Annotated in this window: 17 protein-coding genes; 6 read left to right on the forward strand and 11 right to left on the reverse strand. The window is 63.1% G+C overall.

Going from position 1 to position 14,846, the window contains the following annotated elements; genetic code table 11:
• Nucleotides 1-36: 36 nt before the first annotated feature.
• Entirely contained in the window at nt 37-912 is an 876-nt protein-coding gene (locus APH28_RS09150; protein WP_060508627.1) for a helix-turn-helix domain-containing protein, read from the forward strand.
• A gap of 130 nt (nt 913-1,042) precedes the next feature.
• Here APH28_RS09150 and APH28_RS09155 read toward each other — a convergent pair whose 3' ends face one another.
• The 6 genes from APH28_RS09155 to APH28_RS09180 form a co-directional block, all read right to left on the reverse strand.
• Nucleotides 1,043-3,433 carry a TonB-dependent receptor gene (locus APH28_RS09155; RefSeq protein ID WP_060508628.1) on the reverse strand — a complete coding sequence of 797 codons (2,391 nt, stop codon included), beginning with the start codon at nt 3,431-3,433 and terminating at the stop codon, nt 1,043-1,045.
• Nucleotides 3,434-3,533: 100 nt separating this feature from the next.
• Nucleotides 3,534-4,514: a FecR domain-containing protein gene (locus tag APH28_RS09160; protein ID WP_060508629.1), complete on the reverse strand. Its 981-nt coding sequence runs from the start codon at nt 4,512-4,514 to the stop codon at nt 3,534-3,536.
• A complete protein-coding gene (locus tag APH28_RS09165; RefSeq protein WP_177334252.1) occupies nt 4,511-5,062 on the reverse strand; it encodes an RNA polymerase sigma factor in 552 nt (183 codons plus the stop codon). Before APH28_RS09165 ends, APH28_RS09160 begins: the two co-directional genes overlap by 4 nt.
• Nucleotides 5,063-5,066: 4 nt before the next feature.
• Nucleotides 5,067-5,393, reverse strand: coding sequence for a DUF3325 domain-containing protein (locus APH28_RS09170; protein ID WP_060508631.1), 327 nt, complete (start codon nt 5,391-5,393; stop codon nt 5,067-5,069).
• Nucleotides 5,393-6,964, reverse strand: coding sequence for a PepSY domain-containing protein (locus APH28_RS09175; RefSeq protein WP_060508632.1), 1,572 nt, complete (start codon nt 6,962-6,964; stop codon nt 5,393-5,395). The genes APH28_RS09170 and APH28_RS09175 overlap by 1 nt, the downstream gene beginning before the upstream one ends.
• A complete protein-coding gene (locus APH28_RS09180) occupies nt 6,961-7,266 on the reverse strand; it encodes a DUF3649 domain-containing protein (protein ID WP_060508633.1) in 306 nt (101 codons plus the stop codon). The genes APH28_RS09175 and APH28_RS09180 overlap by 4 nt, the downstream gene beginning before the upstream one ends.
• Before the next feature lie 274 nt (nt 7,267-7,540).
• Between APH28_RS09180 and APH28_RS09185 the strand changes: the two genes are divergently transcribed.
• Both APH28_RS09185 and APH28_RS09190 read left to right on the forward strand, forming a co-directional pair.
• Nucleotides 7,541-7,888, forward strand: a complete 348-nt coding sequence (locus tag APH28_RS09185; protein ID WP_060508634.1) for an HPF/RaiA family ribosome-associated protein — start codon at nt 7,541-7,543, stop codon at nt 7,886-7,888.
• Nucleotides 7,889-8,012: 124 nt separating this feature from the next.
• A complete protein-coding gene (locus APH28_RS09190) occupies nt 8,013-8,309 on the forward strand; it encodes a DUF3509 domain-containing protein (RefSeq protein ID WP_060508767.1) in 297 nt (98 codons plus the stop codon).
• Nucleotides 8,310-8,312: 3 nt separating this feature from the next.
• Here the strand turns inward: APH28_RS09190 and APH28_RS09195 are convergent, their stop codons facing one another.
• On the reverse strand, nt 8,313-8,783 hold the full coding sequence (locus APH28_RS09195; RefSeq protein WP_060508765.1) for a phosphate-starvation-inducible protein PsiE: 471 nt from the start codon (nt 8,781-8,783) through the stop codon (nt 8,313-8,315).
• A gap of 300 nt (nt 8,784-9,083) precedes the next feature.
• On the opposite strand from APH28_RS09195, the gene APH28_RS09200 reads away from it, so the two are divergent.
• Nucleotides 9,084-9,350, forward strand: a complete 267-nt coding sequence (locus APH28_RS09200) for a YebG family protein (protein ID WP_060508635.1) — start codon at nt 9,084-9,086, stop codon at nt 9,348-9,350.
• Nucleotides 9,351-9,471: 121 nt separating this feature from the next.
• Here the strand turns inward: APH28_RS09200 and APH28_RS09205 are convergent, their stop codons facing one another.
• The gene (locus APH28_RS09205) at nt 9,472-9,729 is read right to left on the reverse strand and encodes a hypothetical protein (protein WP_060508636.1); all 258 of its coding nucleotides are present in this window, start codon (nt 9,727-9,729) and stop codon (nt 9,472-9,474) included.
• Between the two features lie 341 nt (nt 9,730-10,070).
• Here APH28_RS09205 and APH28_RS09210 point away from each other — a divergent pair, with 341 nt between their 5' ends.
• The gene (locus APH28_RS09210) at nt 10,071-10,946 is read left to right on the forward strand and encodes a WYL domain-containing protein (protein WP_060508637.1); all 876 of its coding nucleotides are present in this window, start codon (nt 10,071-10,073) and stop codon (nt 10,944-10,946) included.
• Between the two features lie 18 nt (nt 10,947-10,964).
• On the opposite strand, the gene APH28_RS09215 is transcribed toward APH28_RS09210, so the two are convergent.
• The gene (locus APH28_RS09215; protein ID WP_060508638.1) at nt 10,965-11,984 is read right to left on the reverse strand and encodes a Glu/Leu/Phe/Val dehydrogenase dimerization domain-containing protein; all 1,020 of its coding nucleotides are present in this window, start codon (nt 11,982-11,984) and stop codon (nt 10,965-10,967) included.
• A gap of 125 nt (nt 11,985-12,109) precedes the next feature.
• On the opposite strand from APH28_RS09215, the gene APH28_RS09220 reads away from it, so the two are divergent.
• Nucleotides 12,110-12,916: a SirB1 family protein gene (locus APH28_RS09220; RefSeq protein ID WP_060508640.1), complete on the forward strand. Its 807-nt coding sequence runs from the start codon at nt 12,110-12,112 to the stop codon at nt 12,914-12,916.
• Here APH28_RS09220 and maiA read toward each other — a convergent pair.
• Complete coding sequence (gene maiA, locus APH28_RS09225; protein ID WP_060508642.1) at nt 12,910-13,542, reverse strand: maleylacetoacetate isomerase; 633 nt, start codon at nt 13,540-13,542, stop codon at nt 12,910-12,912. The two genes, APH28_RS09220 and maiA, sit on opposite strands and share 7 nt — an antisense overlap.
• 11 nt (nt 13,543-13,553) lie before the next feature.
• Nucleotides 13,554-14,846: a fumarylacetoacetase gene (gene fahA, locus APH28_RS09230; RefSeq protein WP_060508644.1), complete on the reverse strand. Its 1,293-nt coding sequence runs from the start codon at nt 14,844-14,846 to the stop codon at nt 13,554-13,556.

The following is a 14,846-nucleotide window of genomic DNA, read 5'->3' on the forward strand; positions in this document are numbered from 1 at the left end:
TCAGGCGCAGTACGATGAGCCCCAGAGGAGCCGCCTATGACCCCACTCACCCAGCTGCAAGTGTTCAACGCCATGCACGCCTCGCCCAACGCCCGGCTGGAGCTGAGCGCGCACCTGGGCGACGGGCTGGCGGCGGCGCTGTGGAGTAACCGCGACGACGCCCGCGACTATCAAGCGCCGAGCCATCACACGCTGTCGTGCTACATCGCTGACGGCACCGGCACCTTCCGTCGCCAGCGCCCGGCCGACAAGGGTGCACCGAACAAGCTCTGCATCATGCCGGCGGGGCACGAGTCGAACTGGGTGGTCAACGGTGCGATCCGCCTGGCCCACCTGTACATCAGCGAAGCGCAGTTCGCCCTGGGCTGCGTGCGCCTGCTCGACCGCGAGCCACGCGAACTGCAGTTGCAGGAAGCGACCTTCCTCGATGACCCGCAGCAATCCGTGCGCTTTCGCCAGCTGATCACCCTGGACTGGGATGAGCCCGCCGAACGGTTGCTGGCCAGCAGCCTGGCCCACGAGATCGTCGATCATGCCGTGCTCAGCCAGGTTGGCCTGCGCCAGGGGTTGCGCCTGAAGGGGGGGCTGGCACCGAACCTGCGCCGGCAACTGGTGGAATACATCGAGGCACACCTCGACCAGCCGATTACCCTGGGTGAGCTGGCACTGCGCTGCAACCTGTCCGAATATCACTTCGCGCGGATGTTCCGCACCAGTTTCGGCCTGCCACCGCATCAGTATCTGCTGGCGCGACGGCTGCATCAGGCTTGCCAGTTGCTGCGCCTTGGCAAGTTGCCGTTGGGCCAGGTAGCGCTGCTGTGCGGGTTCGCCAGCGCCAGCCATTTCAGCAACCGCTTCCGTCAGGCATTCGGTGCAACCCCCGGCGAGTACCGTTCGGCAGTGAGCGCGTGAAACTGGGGCCGCTTTGCGGCCCATCGCCGGCAAGCGCGGCTCCCACCTGGACGGCGCTGGCCTGAAGGCTGGTGCTATCCCTGTGGGAGCCGCGCTTGCCGGCGATGGGCTGCAAAGCAGCCCCAAGTACTTAGAATTCGAAGGTGCTGGACAGGCTCACCTGCCGCGCATCGCCAATAGCGACAAAATACTGGTTCACCGCCGAGCTGTAGTAGACCTTGTCGAACAGGTTCTTCACGTTCAGTTGCAAGCGCACATTATGCTCCTCGAGCTTGGTCTCGTAGGTGGCAAACGCATCAGCCACGGTATAGCTCGGCAGGTCGAAGGTATTGGTCGAATTCCCCGGCCGCTCGCCCACATAGCGCGCCCCGGCGCCGAAACGCAGGCGATCGCCGCCGAACAGGCTGCCGAAGTCATACACCGCCGACAGTGAACCGCTATGCCGGGCCACGTTCTGCAAGCGATTACCTTGCAGATCGGGATCCTTGGTCACCTTGGCATCGGTATAGGCGTAACTGCCAATCAGGCTCCAGCGCTCGCTGAGCTGCCCGGTCAGGTCGAGTTCGACGCCGCGCGAGCTCACTTCCCCTGCGTTGCTGTAAACCGTCTCGCCGGTGCCACTGTCGAAGTTGGCGACCAGCACATTGCGCTTGGTGATGTCGAACAGCGCCAGGGTACCGGTGAGGCTGCCCGGCATGTCCAGTTTGGCGCCCAGTTCCCAGGACTTGCCCTCCTCCGGTGCTACCGACGCGTCCAGCACCACGCCCCCCGTCAACGGGGCGATGCTGGAGTTGGGCTTGAACGATTCGCTGTAACTGCCATAGAACGACAGTTGGTCATCGACCTTGTAGACGATGCCGGCATGCGGCACCCAGGCCTGACCGCTGGCGTCAGTGTTGGCCTTGAATGGCCGGCCGCGGCCGGCATACTGGTCGTACTGCTGGTAACGCGCGCCCGCCACCAGGATCCAGTGCTCGTCCAGGTGTAGCGCATCCTGCAAGAACAAGGCATCGGTACGCAGCTTGTCGGTCTGGTCACTGTCACTGGCGCGCACCGTGGTGCCCTCCACTTCCTGGCCATAGACCGGGCTCACGTAGCTGAAGGTGGATTGAGCGGTCTGGCGAATCAGGTCGCCGCGAAAGATCTTGCGGTCTTCGTGGTCGATACCGAACAGCAGGTCGTTCTGCAGGCCGGCCAGCTCGACATTGCCATTGAGGCTCAAGGTGGCGAACTGGTCGCGGCTCATGGCGTTATGGGTACCGTCGATGCTTCGCGTCAGCGTGCCCTTGGCTTCGTTCACGCCGGTAACGCGAACCTGGCTGGCATCGTAGGTCTCGCGGTTGAAGCTGTAGCCGAAGTGCAGCTTCCAGTCGTCAGCCAGCTGGTGGTCGACTTCCAGGCGGTAAAGGTCGGAGCGTCCTTCCATGTCGTTGAACGGCTCGTCCAACCGGCGGGTAGCGGGAATGTCCAGTGGGTGGCCGTTGCTGCCGAACGCCGTGCCGCGGTCGAACGGGGAGAGAAATTCCCGGTGCTCATAGGCCAGCACCACCTGGGTATCTTCGCCGAGCCAGGCCAGCGACGGCGCCAGCAGTGACTCGCGGTGCACACCGAAGTTGCGCCAGTAGTCCTCGTCCTCGTGATCGACGATCAGGCGGTAGGCGAAATTGCTGTCACCCAGCGCGCCGGTACTGTCGAAACCACCGCCGCTGCCATTCTTGCCACTGCCATAGGTGGAGCCGCGCACGGTCAGGGCGTTGTATTGCTGCAGCTGCGGACGCTTGCTGACCACGTTGATCACGCCGCCCGGGTCCTGAATGCCATACAGCAACGAGGCCGGGCCCTTGAGCACCTCGACCCGCTCGGTGCTGGCATTGAGGCTGCGGCCCTGCACCAGCGGCATGCCATCGCGCATGATCGAGCCGTCGCGGTTGTCACCGAAGCCGCGCTTCATCACGGTGTCTGAAGTGCCACCGAAGTTGTTGCCCTGGGTGATGCCGCTGACGTTGGCCAGGGCATCGTCGAGGTTGCGCGGTGCCTGGTCGCGGATGACCTGGGCCGGCACCACGTTGATCGCTTGGGGGATTTCCTGGGACGGGCCCTGGCCGCGCATGATCGAAGCACTGGCCGGCGGTTGATAGCTGTAGCTGTCCATCTGGGAGGTCACCGTGGTGGCCTGCAGGTTGAGGGCGCCAGAGGTGTCCACAGGTTCGAGCGTCAGGGTGCGGGCGTCGAGGCGGCGCCAGGTCAGCCCGCTGTTGCCCAGCAACTGCTGCAGGGCCTGCTCGGCGCTGAACGAGCCATTCAGGGCCGGGGCCTGCACACCTAGCAGTTCGAGGGTGTAGACGACACTCTGGCCAGTGGCACGGCTGAAGGCGCTCAAGGCTTGCGCGAGCGTCTGGCTGGGCTGGGCGAAGCTGTGCAGCTGCAGTTGCTCGGCAGCCATGAGGCCAGGGGCAGCGGTGATGGCCGAGCACGCTGAAAGACCGAGCCAGAGGGGAACGCAACGCGAGGTGAACTTCATGAACGCTGACCTGTGAGAGGGTTATTACTGCGAATGAATCGCACTTCCACTCATTACACGGATGCCGCCTCCTGTTACCTCATCGGCTTTTCCATTTTTTTCAGCGGATCACGGTCAAGCGCCCCAACAGCGTTTGCCGCGAAAAGCCCAGCACCTTGCCCAGCGAGTCCAGTGCTGCCAAAGGCTCATCCGCCGGGAAGCTGCCACTGACCTTGCGCTGAGCCAAATCGCCGTCGAGCATGACGATGCGGCCCGGGTAGTAGCGGCCCAGGTCTGCAACCACCTGCGCCAGCGGCACCTGGTAGTAGTTGAGCCAGCCTTGGCGCCAGGCCAGGCGGCTGTCGCTGTCCACACTCGACAGCTCGCCTGCTTGACCGTCGGCATAGACCAACTGCTGGTTGGCCGTCAGTAGCTGGCCTTCCTGCCCCGCCACCGGGATGACCGCCACGCGCCCGCTGCGCACGGTCACCTGCGCGCCCTGCCCTTGATCACGCACTTCGAACTGCGTGCCCAGCACTCGTACTTCGCCGCCAGCGGCTTGCACCACGAACGGCTGCCCCGTGTGGGTGACCTGGAAAAACGCTGCGCCATGCAACAGGCGTACGCGGCGTTCGCCTTGCTGGAAGTCGACGGCGATGGCGCTGCCAGCGTCCAGCGTCACCTGGGTCTGGTCCGCCAGGGTCACCTGGCGAATCGCATCACTGCTGCTGAAATCAGCCTGCAGGTTCAGCAACCAGTCACTCGGCCGCCAACCACCCGCCACACTGGCCGCCAGCACCAGGCACGCCGCGGCCACCGCCAGACCGGCGCGCCGCCAATGCCCTTGGGTAGGCGCCTTGCCCATGGCCACCAGGTAGCGCTGCAGGTCCGCGTTTTCTTCCTCGGCCAGACCCGCTGCCGGTGCTTCGCTGAGCTGCCACAGCAACTGGGCCTCGGCGTAGGCTTCGCGATGTCGGGGGTCGGCCAGCAACCAGCGCTTGAACGCCGCGCTGCTGGCCACTGCCGGCTGTTCATTGATGCGGATCAGCCACTGCAAGGCAGCCTCGGACTGGGCAGCGGTGATCAGGTCTGGATGGCTCATCGGCGGGCGCTCCCAGGCCTGCGAATAAAGGTCGCGGGCTCGGCAACACTGGCCTTGCACGCTTCCAGGGCGCGCATCATATGCTTTTCCACGCTGCTCTGGGAAAGCTGCATGGCGCTGGCGATCTCAGCGTATTTGCAGCCGTGGATCCGATTGAGCAGAAAGATCTGCCGGGTACGCTCAGGCAGGGCACGCAGGGCGGTTTCGATGCGCTGCAGGTCATGATCGATTTCCACGGCCTGTTCTGGCGCCTGGGCCAGGCCAGTTTCATCCACCGGCAGCGATGCTTCGGCGACGCGTTCGCGGCTGCCTTCACTGCGCAGGTGATCGATGGCCAGGTTACCGGCACAGCGCAGCAGGTAGGTGTCGAGCGCTTCTACCTTGACCTCGGGGCGACGCCAAAAGCGCAAGAACAGCTCTTGAACCAGGTCGGACGCGGTGGCCCGGCAGCCAACCCGACGACTGACCAACGCCTCCATGCGCCCACGCTGGGCCAGGAACACCTCGACGAAGCGCGCGCGGGTGCTGTCGCTATCGGTTTCGCTCAAGGCATCACCCAGCTAACACGGCCAACAACGGGCCCAGCACGAGGCTGATTGCCGCCAGGCCCAGCAATGCTCGCGGCATATAGGGCAAGCCGAACACCCACAGGGTAACGCCGGCCATCAACAGCGCGACCCACTCCACCAGACCGTGAGCCCAGCCACGCCATTGAATGGAAAGGACCAGCGACAGTATCAGCAGTAGCCAGCCGCCAACGCGCAGTGCACGCAACTGAGCGGGGCCGGGCTTGCGCTTGAGCAAGTCGCTGAAGTGTTTTTCCATCGCCAGGCACAGTGCGGCGAAACCGGCAAAACCGATCAAGGCAATGCTCAGCATCACTGTACCTCGGCCATTTCAGGCGAAACCTTGGCCGCCTTCGGCGCACGTTTTGCGGCAGGCTTGACTGGGCGCAGCATCTTGCTCGCGGCCCAAGCCAGGAACAGACCACATGCCAGGGCGGTAAGGTCGAAACCGGCCATGGCCCAGTCGCCTGCAAGTACAGAGGCATTCAACCCTTGGCCGGTGCTCAGGGCGTTGAGCAGTGGCAGCAGCGCAAAGGCCAACGCGCCCAGCGCCAGCTGCTCGCCCCAGGCCTTGCGCCCGGGGCGCAGCACGGCGTGCAGCAACGATGCCGACCAGACCAGGAAGAACGTGTTCACCTCCCAGTCGGCTCGCCCCTGGAGTGCCACGGGCAGCAACCGGTTGGCCCAGAAGAACCCGGCCACCGCCAGGATCAAGCCACTCATGCTGGCGATGTTGAGCACTTCGACCAGGCGCAGTTCGCCCGGCAGGCGCTCGCTCTTGGCATGCTTGAGCTGGCGCTTGCCCAGCCACATGACCAGGCCAGTGCCGATCACCGCCGTGCCGGCAAGCCCGCAGGCGAAGTACAACCAGCGCAGCCAGGGCCCAGCGTAGTTGCCCATGTGCAGCCCGGCGAAACTGAATGAGGTCAACATCGTGGCGCTTTCCGGTGCGCCCTGTTTCAGCAGTTCGCCGGTGGCACCGTCGAAGGTCCAGTTGGCACTGCGCTTGTAGGGGACGTTGTCCGCCGACGACTGGGTGAAGGTGACACGGGCATTGCGATCACCTGCGTTCTGCACCTGGATGAAACCCATGCGAGCGCCTGGCACCTGCTCCTGGACTTTGGCATAGAGGTTCGCCAACGGCACCAGTGGCATAGCGACATTGGCCACCTTGGGCGCCTCGTCGCGGCCGAACAGATCATTGAAGTAATCACCGGTATTGCCATAGCTGGCCATGATGCTGGCCGGCATGACCATGTACATGAACAGCACCAAGCTGCTGTAGCTGATCATCAGGTGGAACGGCAGCACCAGCACGCCAATGGCATTGTGGCCGTCCAGCCACGAGCGCTGGCCCTTGCCGGGGCGGAAGGTGAAGAACTCCTTGAAGATCTTCTTGTGGGTGATGATCCCGGTGACCAGCCCCAGCAGCATGATGAAGGCGCACAACGTCGACAGCCAGCGGCCCCACGGGTAGGGCATCTGCAGTTCGAAATGGAAGCGGTAGAAGAACTCGCCGCCAAGGCTGTCACGCGCTTCGACAGGCTGCCCGCTCTGTGCGTCGAGATCCTTTCTGACAAAGCCCCGGCGCCCGCCTTGCGGGTCGCGCCAGCCGACGTTCAAGGAAGCCTCGCGCTCGCTGGGCAGGCGGATCATCCAGCTGCCCGAATGTGCGGCGTTGCTCTCCAGATAGCGCTGGGCCTGGCCCAGGCTGGCCATCGGGTCGAGTGCATGGCGGCGCACTTCCGGCTGCGCCCAGTGGCTCACTTCATCCTTGAAGTACGACAAGGTGCCGGTCAGGAAGATGGCGAACAGCAGCCAGCCGAAGATCAGGCCGGTCCAGGTGTGCAGCCAGGCCATGGCCTGGCGGAAGCCTTCCTTCATGGGCTTTTCATCCAGTAGGCGAACCCGCCGAGCAGCCCCAGCACCAGGCTCGGCAGCAATACGCCAAGCCAGGCACGCCAGGCGCTGCGGCAGGCGAAGCACCAGATGAAGGCAAGCAGGTAGACCACGAACGAGAGCATCAGGCCGGTTAGCGTGGCGTCGACCTGGGGCAACGGCAGCAGCAAGGCCAGGCAGACACTGGCCAGCGACGCCAGCAGATAGCCGCCCAGCAGTGCGGCCAGGCTGCGTGAGCCCACGGCAAGGCGATAGCTGAGACGGAGTCCGACGGCGGAGCGCTTCATGGCGAGGGTCCGGGGAATGGGGGTTCAATAGTAATGAGTTTAATTCTCATAAGCAAAGACTGGTGAGGCCTTGGTATCTGCCCCATCCTGGATAACTAACCGGAGCCGCTTTACGGCCCCCTCTGCTGAATTTGCAACAGAAAATTTATTTTCAAAAAGGGGTTGAATTCGCTTCGCCGTTGCCTGACCTTAGAGTCAAGAGGCGCAGAATTACCAAGGCCCTCAATGGCCTAGGCACGCCTCCATGCGAGCAAGCTGAATAAGGATTGGAATCATGCAAATCCAGGTCAACAGCAGCAACCATATCGAAGGCAACATCCGTCTCAACGAGTGGGTCCGCAGTACGCTGGAAGCCACGCTCGAACGCTTTGATGACGACCTCACCCGCATCGAGGTGCATCTGCGCGACGAGAACGGCGCCAAGCCCGGCCCGCATGACAAACGCTGCCAGTTGGAGGCTCGCCCGAAAGGCCATCAGCCGATTTCCGTGACCCACACTGCCACTTCACTGGACCAGGCGGTCGACGGTGCCGCCAGCAAGCTGAGCAATGCACTGGAACACTTCTACGGCAAGCTGCGCAGCAAACGCGGCGTACTGGAACTGAGCGACCCCGACGCCTGATCGGCATCCTGAACAGCAACGCCCGGCCTGAGCCGGGCGTTTTCATTTGCACCGATCAATGGGCCTGAACCAACCTGCGGCTTACCCGGTCAACTTCTGCAGTCATCCATTGCAGGCCCCGACCATGAACAATCCTTTCGACCAGATCAGTGCCGCCTTCGCCCCCGAATACCGGGTCAACCTGAGTATCGAACGGCTGGACGGCAGCATCATGCTGACCCTCTCCGACGACGCCGGGGCGGTCGCCAAGCGCTTGATCACCCAAGCCCAGCGCAACGACCCAGTGCGCCTGCAGCGGGTCATCGACAGCATCCGCCTGGGCCTGGCCATCGAGCTGGGGCAGAACCCGTTGCAGGTCCTCGCTGCCCTCACCCGCGACAGCCGCCACGAGCCACGTCACTTGGCTGGCCTCGCCAACTGAAGGCTACTTGCCTTCTTCCACTTCCTTGCCGCTGGCGTCCAGCACCTTGGTCGACGGGTAGCGGTACGAGGCGTAGCGCACCACCAGGATCGAAAACGCCAGCAGCAGGATGCCGCCACACACATACAGCAGCCCGGCGTCCGGCGCCTTGTGGTGCGACACATCGCCGATCAGCAGGCGCGTCAGCGCGGTGATTGCCACATACAACAGGAAGCGGATCGGCATATGGTTGGTCTTGAAGTAGATGCCGACCATCGCCCCAAGCTCCAGGTAGATAAACAGCAGCAGGATGTCGTCGACGCTCACCCCGCCCTTGCCGAGCATGTCCAGGAAGGTCACCACCGCCGCATAGGCGGTGATTGCACCAATGCCGAACAGAGCCAGGTAGTGGAACGCTTCCACACACAGGTTGCCCAGCGAGTCGGCCGAGCCGTGCAGGCCCTTGCGCAGTTTTTCTGCCCATTTGATGTCCACGATGTGCAATTCCCCGATACGACATGAAGGATGATGCGTCACCCCTGTGACGCTTGTGCCATGCAGTTAAAGGGCCAGGCCCCTGCCTTGGAAGGCGACCGATTGCCGCAAGGCACGGGCGGCATGCGATTTCCGCAGAGCTACAATTTCCGGTTGCGAAATGCCCTCATTGCCATTACTGTATATCGATACAGTATTGGGTGAGGGCAATCTGCCTGACTGCCTGGATAGCAACTGAACCGCAAAAAGCAGAAGAAGGCGCACGGCCGCCCCCTGCTACCACTGACCGAGAGGCCTCGTATGGCTGTTGAGATTCTTTACCGCAGCACGCGCGATTTGGAGACCACGTTCTTGGACCGCAAACTCGCAGACGCCCATGACCAGATGCTGGAACTGGCCGAGGTGCTTACTCAGGTGCTGGTGAAACATGTACCTGGGCTGGATGAAAACATGGCCGAAGAGGCAAGCATTTTCATGGCCAAGAACCGAGCCGTATTTGCGGCGGCGTTCAAGAACAATGCAGCGGCTTTGGCGGACCTGGATGCGACGGAAAAAAGCGGCGAGTAAGCGGCACTTGAAGTCATGCGGTTCGGGGGCGAAGGGCTAGGCATCATTCACCTTCGCTCGCCCATCGGCACTTATGTCTGCAACAAACGTTGGTCCGCTCAAGTCTGTAAAGAGCCCTTGCTTACCCTTGCGCTGGGATCAGCGCCTGCAAGAGCACTACCTTCCTTTGCAGTTGCTCGATCTGTGCCTGCTCTGCGCGCAGCGCCGAACGCAATTCGCGGTTCTCTGCCTCCCAGATCTGCGCCCAACGCGCGTTCTTCTGGCAGGCAAGGCCCATCTTCCATAGCTCGTGCAGCCTCAAACTCTGGTACAGCAGGACCAGCAGAATGATGCCCATCACCACAACTGCGCCTGTCGCAATCAATTCCCACATACTCATTTCCTTTTCCTTGAGAGAGCCATGAAGACGAGGAAAATATATGTAGAGTTTGGCGACAGATCTAGAATGTAGACTTATACAGGTAAACTACTCGTGCACGTTTAGATGCCTCTGAGAAGCAGGTTTCAGGCGAGCAATGGCATCAAAAATAGCTTTTTGATATCACTCAGAAATGGTGCCGACCAGACGACGTGGGCGGTTGATGGCCAAATGCCCTTGAGGCGACCATACAATGCGCGAAGTCGTGATCATGACAAGACCTCACGATAGACATGACCTAAAACTTTACACATAATCGCGCTTCCGATACGCACCCCAGTCATTCCTTCTCAGGAGAGGTCATGAAACGCAAGCAAACCGTTGAGCAGGTACGCTGGGACCTGGCACTGCGCTACAAGCTGATCGAGACCGTCGCCTGGTGGGAAGGCCGCCTGACCACCGGCCACCTGATGCAGAGTTTCGGCATCAGTCGGCAGCAGGCGTCCAAGGACATCAATACCTACATCACTGAGCATGCGCCGAAGAACCTGGCGTACGACAAACAGCTCAAGGGTTATGTACCCAGCAAGCAGTTCAAACCCAAGTTCATCGAGGACAGCGCAAGCGCTTATCTGCACCTGCTGTATCAGAACGGTGAGCGCGCCCCGCACATTGACGGCCTGGCGCTGGCCTATGCCCACACCAAGGTACTGGAAGTGCCGGATCGGCCTATCCGGCCGGAAGTGCTGCGCCCCCTGCTCAAGGCCTGTCGTGAAGGGCTGCGCCTGGAGACCGAATACGTTTCACTCAACACACCGAACGTCGAGGTGCGCCTCATCGCGCCGCACACACTGGTCTACACCGGCATGCGCTGGCATGTGCGGGCTTATTGTGAAAAGAACGGCCAGTATCGCGATTTCGTGCTCAGCCGATTGCGCGGGCAGCCGGACCTGCTTGATGAGTCGCCCAATAGCCGGGAGCCGGACGAAGACTGGAATGCCGAGATCCCGGTAATCTTCGAGCCTGACGGGCGTTTGAACGCGGCGCAGAAGGCGATCATCGAAGCCGATTTCGGCATGATCGACGGGCAGCTGGTCGTGCCGAGCCGCAGGGCGCTGGTGAAGTATGTACTGCAGCGTTATCAGATCGACCCGCGCAACGTAGCGACCAGCCCTGAAGCGCAACAAATCGTGGTATCCAACCTCAAGGACCTGCGGCCATGGCTGATGCATGACTGACGCAACCGCCGCCTTGGCTCAACCGTAAAGCAAGCGCTCGGCCAACCTCTGTGCCACCCTGGCCGGCGAACGCTTTTCCGCTTGGGCATGGCCGAACACCTCGGTTAGCCGCGTCGGTATCTGCGCCAGGTGCGCGGTGATCGTGCCCAGGTCGCCCCCCCGATGCTTCAACGCCACGTAGATCAGGCCACCCGCATTGATCACATAATCGGGGGCGTAGAGGATGCCGCGCGTCTCCAGCTGGTCGGCCACCTGCAAGGTAGTCAGCTGATTGTTCGCCGCCCCCGCCACCGCTGCGCATCGCAGCTGCATCACTGTCTGGCCATTGAGCACCGGCCCAACGCCACAGGGCGCAAAGATATCGCAAGGCGTGCTGATGAGAGCATCATTGGTCACCGGGTGAGCACTGAACTGCTCCACTGCCAAGCGCACCCGGCCGGGGTCCAGGTCGCTGACCAGCAACTCCGCGCCCGCCGCATGCAGTTGCTCGGCCAGGGCATAACCGACATTACCGAGCCCTTGCACAGCCACGCGCAGGCCTTCGAGGTTACTGCTGCCCAGGCGCGCCTGCGAGGTGGCGCGGATGCCGGCGAACACGCCCATGGCGGCATGCGGGGACGGGTCACCGGACGCCGTGGTGCTGGTGACATGTGGTGTGCTCTGGGCGATGCAGTCCATGTCCAGAGTCGAGGTACCACTGTCCACGGCGATGATGAAACGCCCTTGCAGAGTATCGATGAAGCGGCCGAATGCCTCGAACAGTGCTGCGCGGTTTTCCACGTGGGGGTTACGCATGATCACCGCCTTGCCGCCACCCAACGGCAAGCCCGCCAGCGCCGCCTTGTAGCTCATGCCCTGGGCCAGGCGAATGGCGTCGGCCATGGCGCTCTCGTCATCGGCATAGGGGAGATAGCGGCAACCGCCCACCGCCGGGCCCAGTTTCTCGCTGTGAATCGCCACGACGGCCTTGAGGCCGGTGGGCGGGTCAATGAACAGGTGCAGCGACTGGGTACGGGTGCTTTGCATCAGCGCGAACATCGACGGGCTCCCCAACGAGGTGCTCCTACCAGTATAGGCACGGGCCGGGCAGCGACACCGCGGGCGGACCACTGGACGAATGCACGCGCTCCAGCTAATACTCAAGCGTGTGTGGAGAGCCCCCCATGAAGCCACGTCAAGCCTGCCTGGCCTGCCTGGAACGCGAGCCAGTCGCCCTGCTGGAAGCTGCGCTGTGGATCGCCGTCGAGCATGACCGAGAGGTCGAGCCGGCGGCCAGCCTTGCTGCACTGCACAACCTGCAAGGCCAGATCAGTGCCAGCTTGCCGATGCTGCCGTTGTCCGAACTGGCCCAGCCACTGCTGCGCCAGCTCAATGCGCTGGGTTTCCAGCAAGATGAATACCACCCGCTGCGCCCGCAGGCGGCGCTGCTGGACAAGGTCCTGCAACGCCGCCGCGGCCAGCCCCTGGCGCTGGCCATCATTACTCTGGAACTGGCCCGGCGCTTGTCCATACCGCTTGAGGGTGTGGCATTTCCTGGACACTTCCTTCTGCGCGTGCCCGGTGCCGATCACCTGCTCGACCCCTGTGGCGGCCGGCGCCTGTACCCAACTGATTGCCGCGAACTGCTGGCGCGCCAGTTTGGCCCGCATGTGCCGCTGACTGCCGAACACCTGCGCAGTGCCAGCGCCATGCAGATGCTGCAGCGCCTCTCGCGCAACCTGCGCCAGTTGCATCTGAGCAACGACAACCACCTGGCCGCGCTGATCGACGCCGAACGGGTCATGCAACTGGGCCCGGCCCAGGTCAGTGACTACATGACCCGCGCAACGCTGTATCAGCACCTGGATTGCCCACAGGCCGAACGGTTCGACCTGGAGCATGCCCTGCTGCTGACCGATGACCCGGTCCAGCGCCTAAAGCTGTCCGAGCGAATCGGCAAGCTACCGACGGTGAACCGTTCGATTCACTGAGCCGGTGTGTCTCCCTGGCAGGACGGATGCGCCCTGGCGAACGCCGGATGCCCCTTGGCCAGCGCTGCGACCCGGGCAATTCGCGGGTAGCCGCCGAGGTCGATGTTGAAGCGCTCGGCCGCATACAACTGCGCAATCAGGTAGATATCCGCCAGCCCCGGCTCATTGCCAAAGCAGTAACCGCGATCGCCAATCAATTGCTCCACGGCGGCCAGCCCCTGGCCGATCCAGTGTGCGATCCACTGGTTGACCTGCGCCTCGTCATGCCCAAGCTGGCGCAGCTGGTTGAGCACGCTGACGTTGTGCAGCGGGTGCACATCGCAACCGATGATCGCCGCCACGCCACGCACCTTGGCGCGCATTGCTGCACCCGCCGGCAACAGGGCCGGCTGTGGATAAACCTCTTCCAGGTACTCGATGATCGCAGGCGACTGCACCAGCAGTTCACCGTCATCGGTACGCAAGGCCGGCACCCGGCCTTGCGGGTTCACCGCGACGAAGGCATCACCGCGATGCTCACCTTTGAGCAGGTTGACCGGCACGGCCCGGACGTCCAGGCCCTTGAGTGCCAAGGCAATGCGCACCCGGTAGGAAGACGTGGAACGGTAATAGGTATACAGCTCCATGGCCGACTCCCTCAGTTGGCTGCGATGATCTTGCCGCGGCACTCGCCGAAGCCGATGCTGGCCACGCCATCACGCGCGCAGCGGGCGCGCAGGATGATCTCGTCGCCGTCCTCGAGGAACTTGCGGATCTCGCCACTGGGCAGTTCCACCGGTTGCTTGCCGCCCACCGTAGTCTCCAACAGGCTGCCATAGGCATCTGGCGTAGCGCCGGACAGGGTGCCGGAACCGAACAGGTCGCCTGGCTGCAGCTGGCAGCCGTTGACGCTGTGATGGGCAATGAGCTGGGCCACGGTCCAGTACATGTTCAACGTGTTGCTCAAAGCCAGGCGGTGCGCCGGCAGGTTCTGCTCGCGCATGCGCTCGGTGAGCAGCAGCACTTCCAGTTCGATATCGAAGGCGCCCTTGGCCTGGTCGCGCTGATCTAGCAGGTAAGGCAGCGGCTGCGGGTCACCTTCCGGACGGGCCGGCTGGGCGCAGCGGAAGGGCTCCAGGGCTTCGGCGGTAACTACCCACGGCGAAATCGTGGTGATGAAACTCTTCGACAGGAACGGGCCCAGCGGCTGGTATTCCCAGGCCTGGATATCCCGCGCCGACCAGTCGTTGAGCAGACACAGGCCGGCCAGATGCTGGTCGGCTTCGGCAATCGGGATGGCCTGCCCGATGTCGTTGCCCTGGCCGATCCAGATGCCCAGCTCCAGCTCGTAGTCCAGGCGCGCGCAGGGACCGAAGCTCGGCTCGGTGTGGCCGGCCGGCAGGGTCTGGCCTTTCGGGCGACGTACCTCGGCACCGGATGGGCGCAAGGTCGAAGCGCGGCCGTGGTAGCCGATCGGTACGTACTTGTAGTTGGGCAGCAGCGGGTTGTCGGGGCGGAACAGCTTGCCGACGTTGGTGGCGTGCTGGATGCCGACGTAGAAGTCGGTGTAGTCGCCGACCTTGGCCGGCAGGTGCAGTTGGCACTCGCTGGCCGGAAGCAGGGCAGCCTTTAGCACAGCCTGATGTTCGCTGTGTTCGCCCAACAGTGCCAGCAGACGCTCGCGCAGCGCCACTCGGGCTGCCCGCCCCAGCGCGAAGAAGGCGTTCAGCGCACCACCACGAGTGGCCTCCACTGCAGCCTTGGCCTGGCCATCGAACAGGCCCGCAGTCAACACGGCTTCCAGATCAAGAATGGCATCGCCGATGGCGACGCCACAGCGCTGCGCTTCACCCGGGCGGCTGAAGATGCCCAGCGGCAGGTTCTGCAGCGGGAAGTCGCGGTGCCCGTTGGCGTGCTCGACCCAGCTACGGGCAATGGCGGTCTGGTTCAT

It is taken from the genome of Pseudomonas sp. NBRC 111124 (assembly GCF_001320245.1).
Classification (GTDB): Bacteria; Pseudomonadota; Gammaproteobacteria; order Pseudomonadales; family Pseudomonadaceae; genus Aquipseudomonas.

Excerpts from the sequence above, each read along its gene's own strand:
- APH28_RS09150 (WP_060508627.1), top strand. The coding sequence starts at position 37 with ATGACCCCACTCACCCAGCTGCAAGTGTTCAACGCCATGCACGCCTCG.
- APH28_RS09155 (WP_060508628.1), bottom strand. The coding sequence starts at position 3,433 with ATGAAGTTCACCTCGCGTTGCGTTCCCCTCTGGCTCGGTCTTTCAGCG.
- APH28_RS09160 (WP_060508629.1), bottom strand. The coding sequence starts at position 4,514 with ATGAGCCATCCAGACCTGATCACCGCTGCCCAGTCCGAGGCTGCCTTG.
- APH28_RS09170 (WP_060508631.1), bottom strand. The coding sequence starts at position 5,393 with ATGCTGAGCATTGCCTTGATCGGTTTTGCCGGTTTCGCCGCACTGTGC.
- APH28_RS09175 (WP_060508632.1), bottom strand. The coding sequence starts at position 6,964 with ATGAAGGAAGGCTTCCGCCAGGCCATGGCCTGGCTGCACACCTGGACC.
- APH28_RS09180 (WP_060508633.1), bottom strand. The coding sequence starts at position 7,266 with ATGAAGCGCTCCGCCGTCGGACTCCGTCTCAGCTATCGCCTTGCCGTG.
- APH28_RS09185 (WP_060508634.1), top strand. The coding sequence starts at position 7,541 with ATGCAAATCCAGGTCAACAGCAGCAACCATATCGAAGGCAACATCCGT.
- APH28_RS09190 (WP_060508767.1), top strand. The coding sequence starts at position 8,013 with ATGAACAATCCTTTCGACCAGATCAGTGCCGCCTTCGCCCCCGAATAC.
- APH28_RS09200 (WP_060508635.1), top strand. The coding sequence starts at position 9,084 with ATGGCTGTTGAGATTCTTTACCGCAGCACGCGCGATTTGGAGACCACG.
- APH28_RS09205 (WP_060508636.1), bottom strand. The coding sequence starts at position 9,729 with ATGAGTATGTGGGAATTGATTGCGACAGGCGCAGTTGTGGTGATGGGC.
- APH28_RS09210 (WP_060508637.1), top strand. The coding sequence starts at position 10,071 with ATGAAACGCAAGCAAACCGTTGAGCAGGTACGCTGGGACCTGGCACTG.
- APH28_RS09215 (WP_060508638.1), bottom strand. The coding sequence starts at position 11,984 with ATGTTCGCGCTGATGCAAAGCACCCGTACCCAGTCGCTGCACCTGTTC.
- APH28_RS09220 (WP_060508640.1), top strand. The coding sequence starts at position 12,110 with ATGAAGCCACGTCAAGCCTGCCTGGCCTGCCTGGAACGCGAGCCAGTC.
- maiA (WP_060508642.1), bottom strand. The coding sequence starts at position 13,542 with ATGGAGCTGTATACCTATTACCGTTCCACGTCTTCCTACCGGGTGCGC.
- fahA (WP_060508644.1), bottom strand. The coding sequence starts at position 14,846 with ATGAACCAGACCGCCATTGCCCGTAGCTGGGTCGAGCACGCCAACGGG.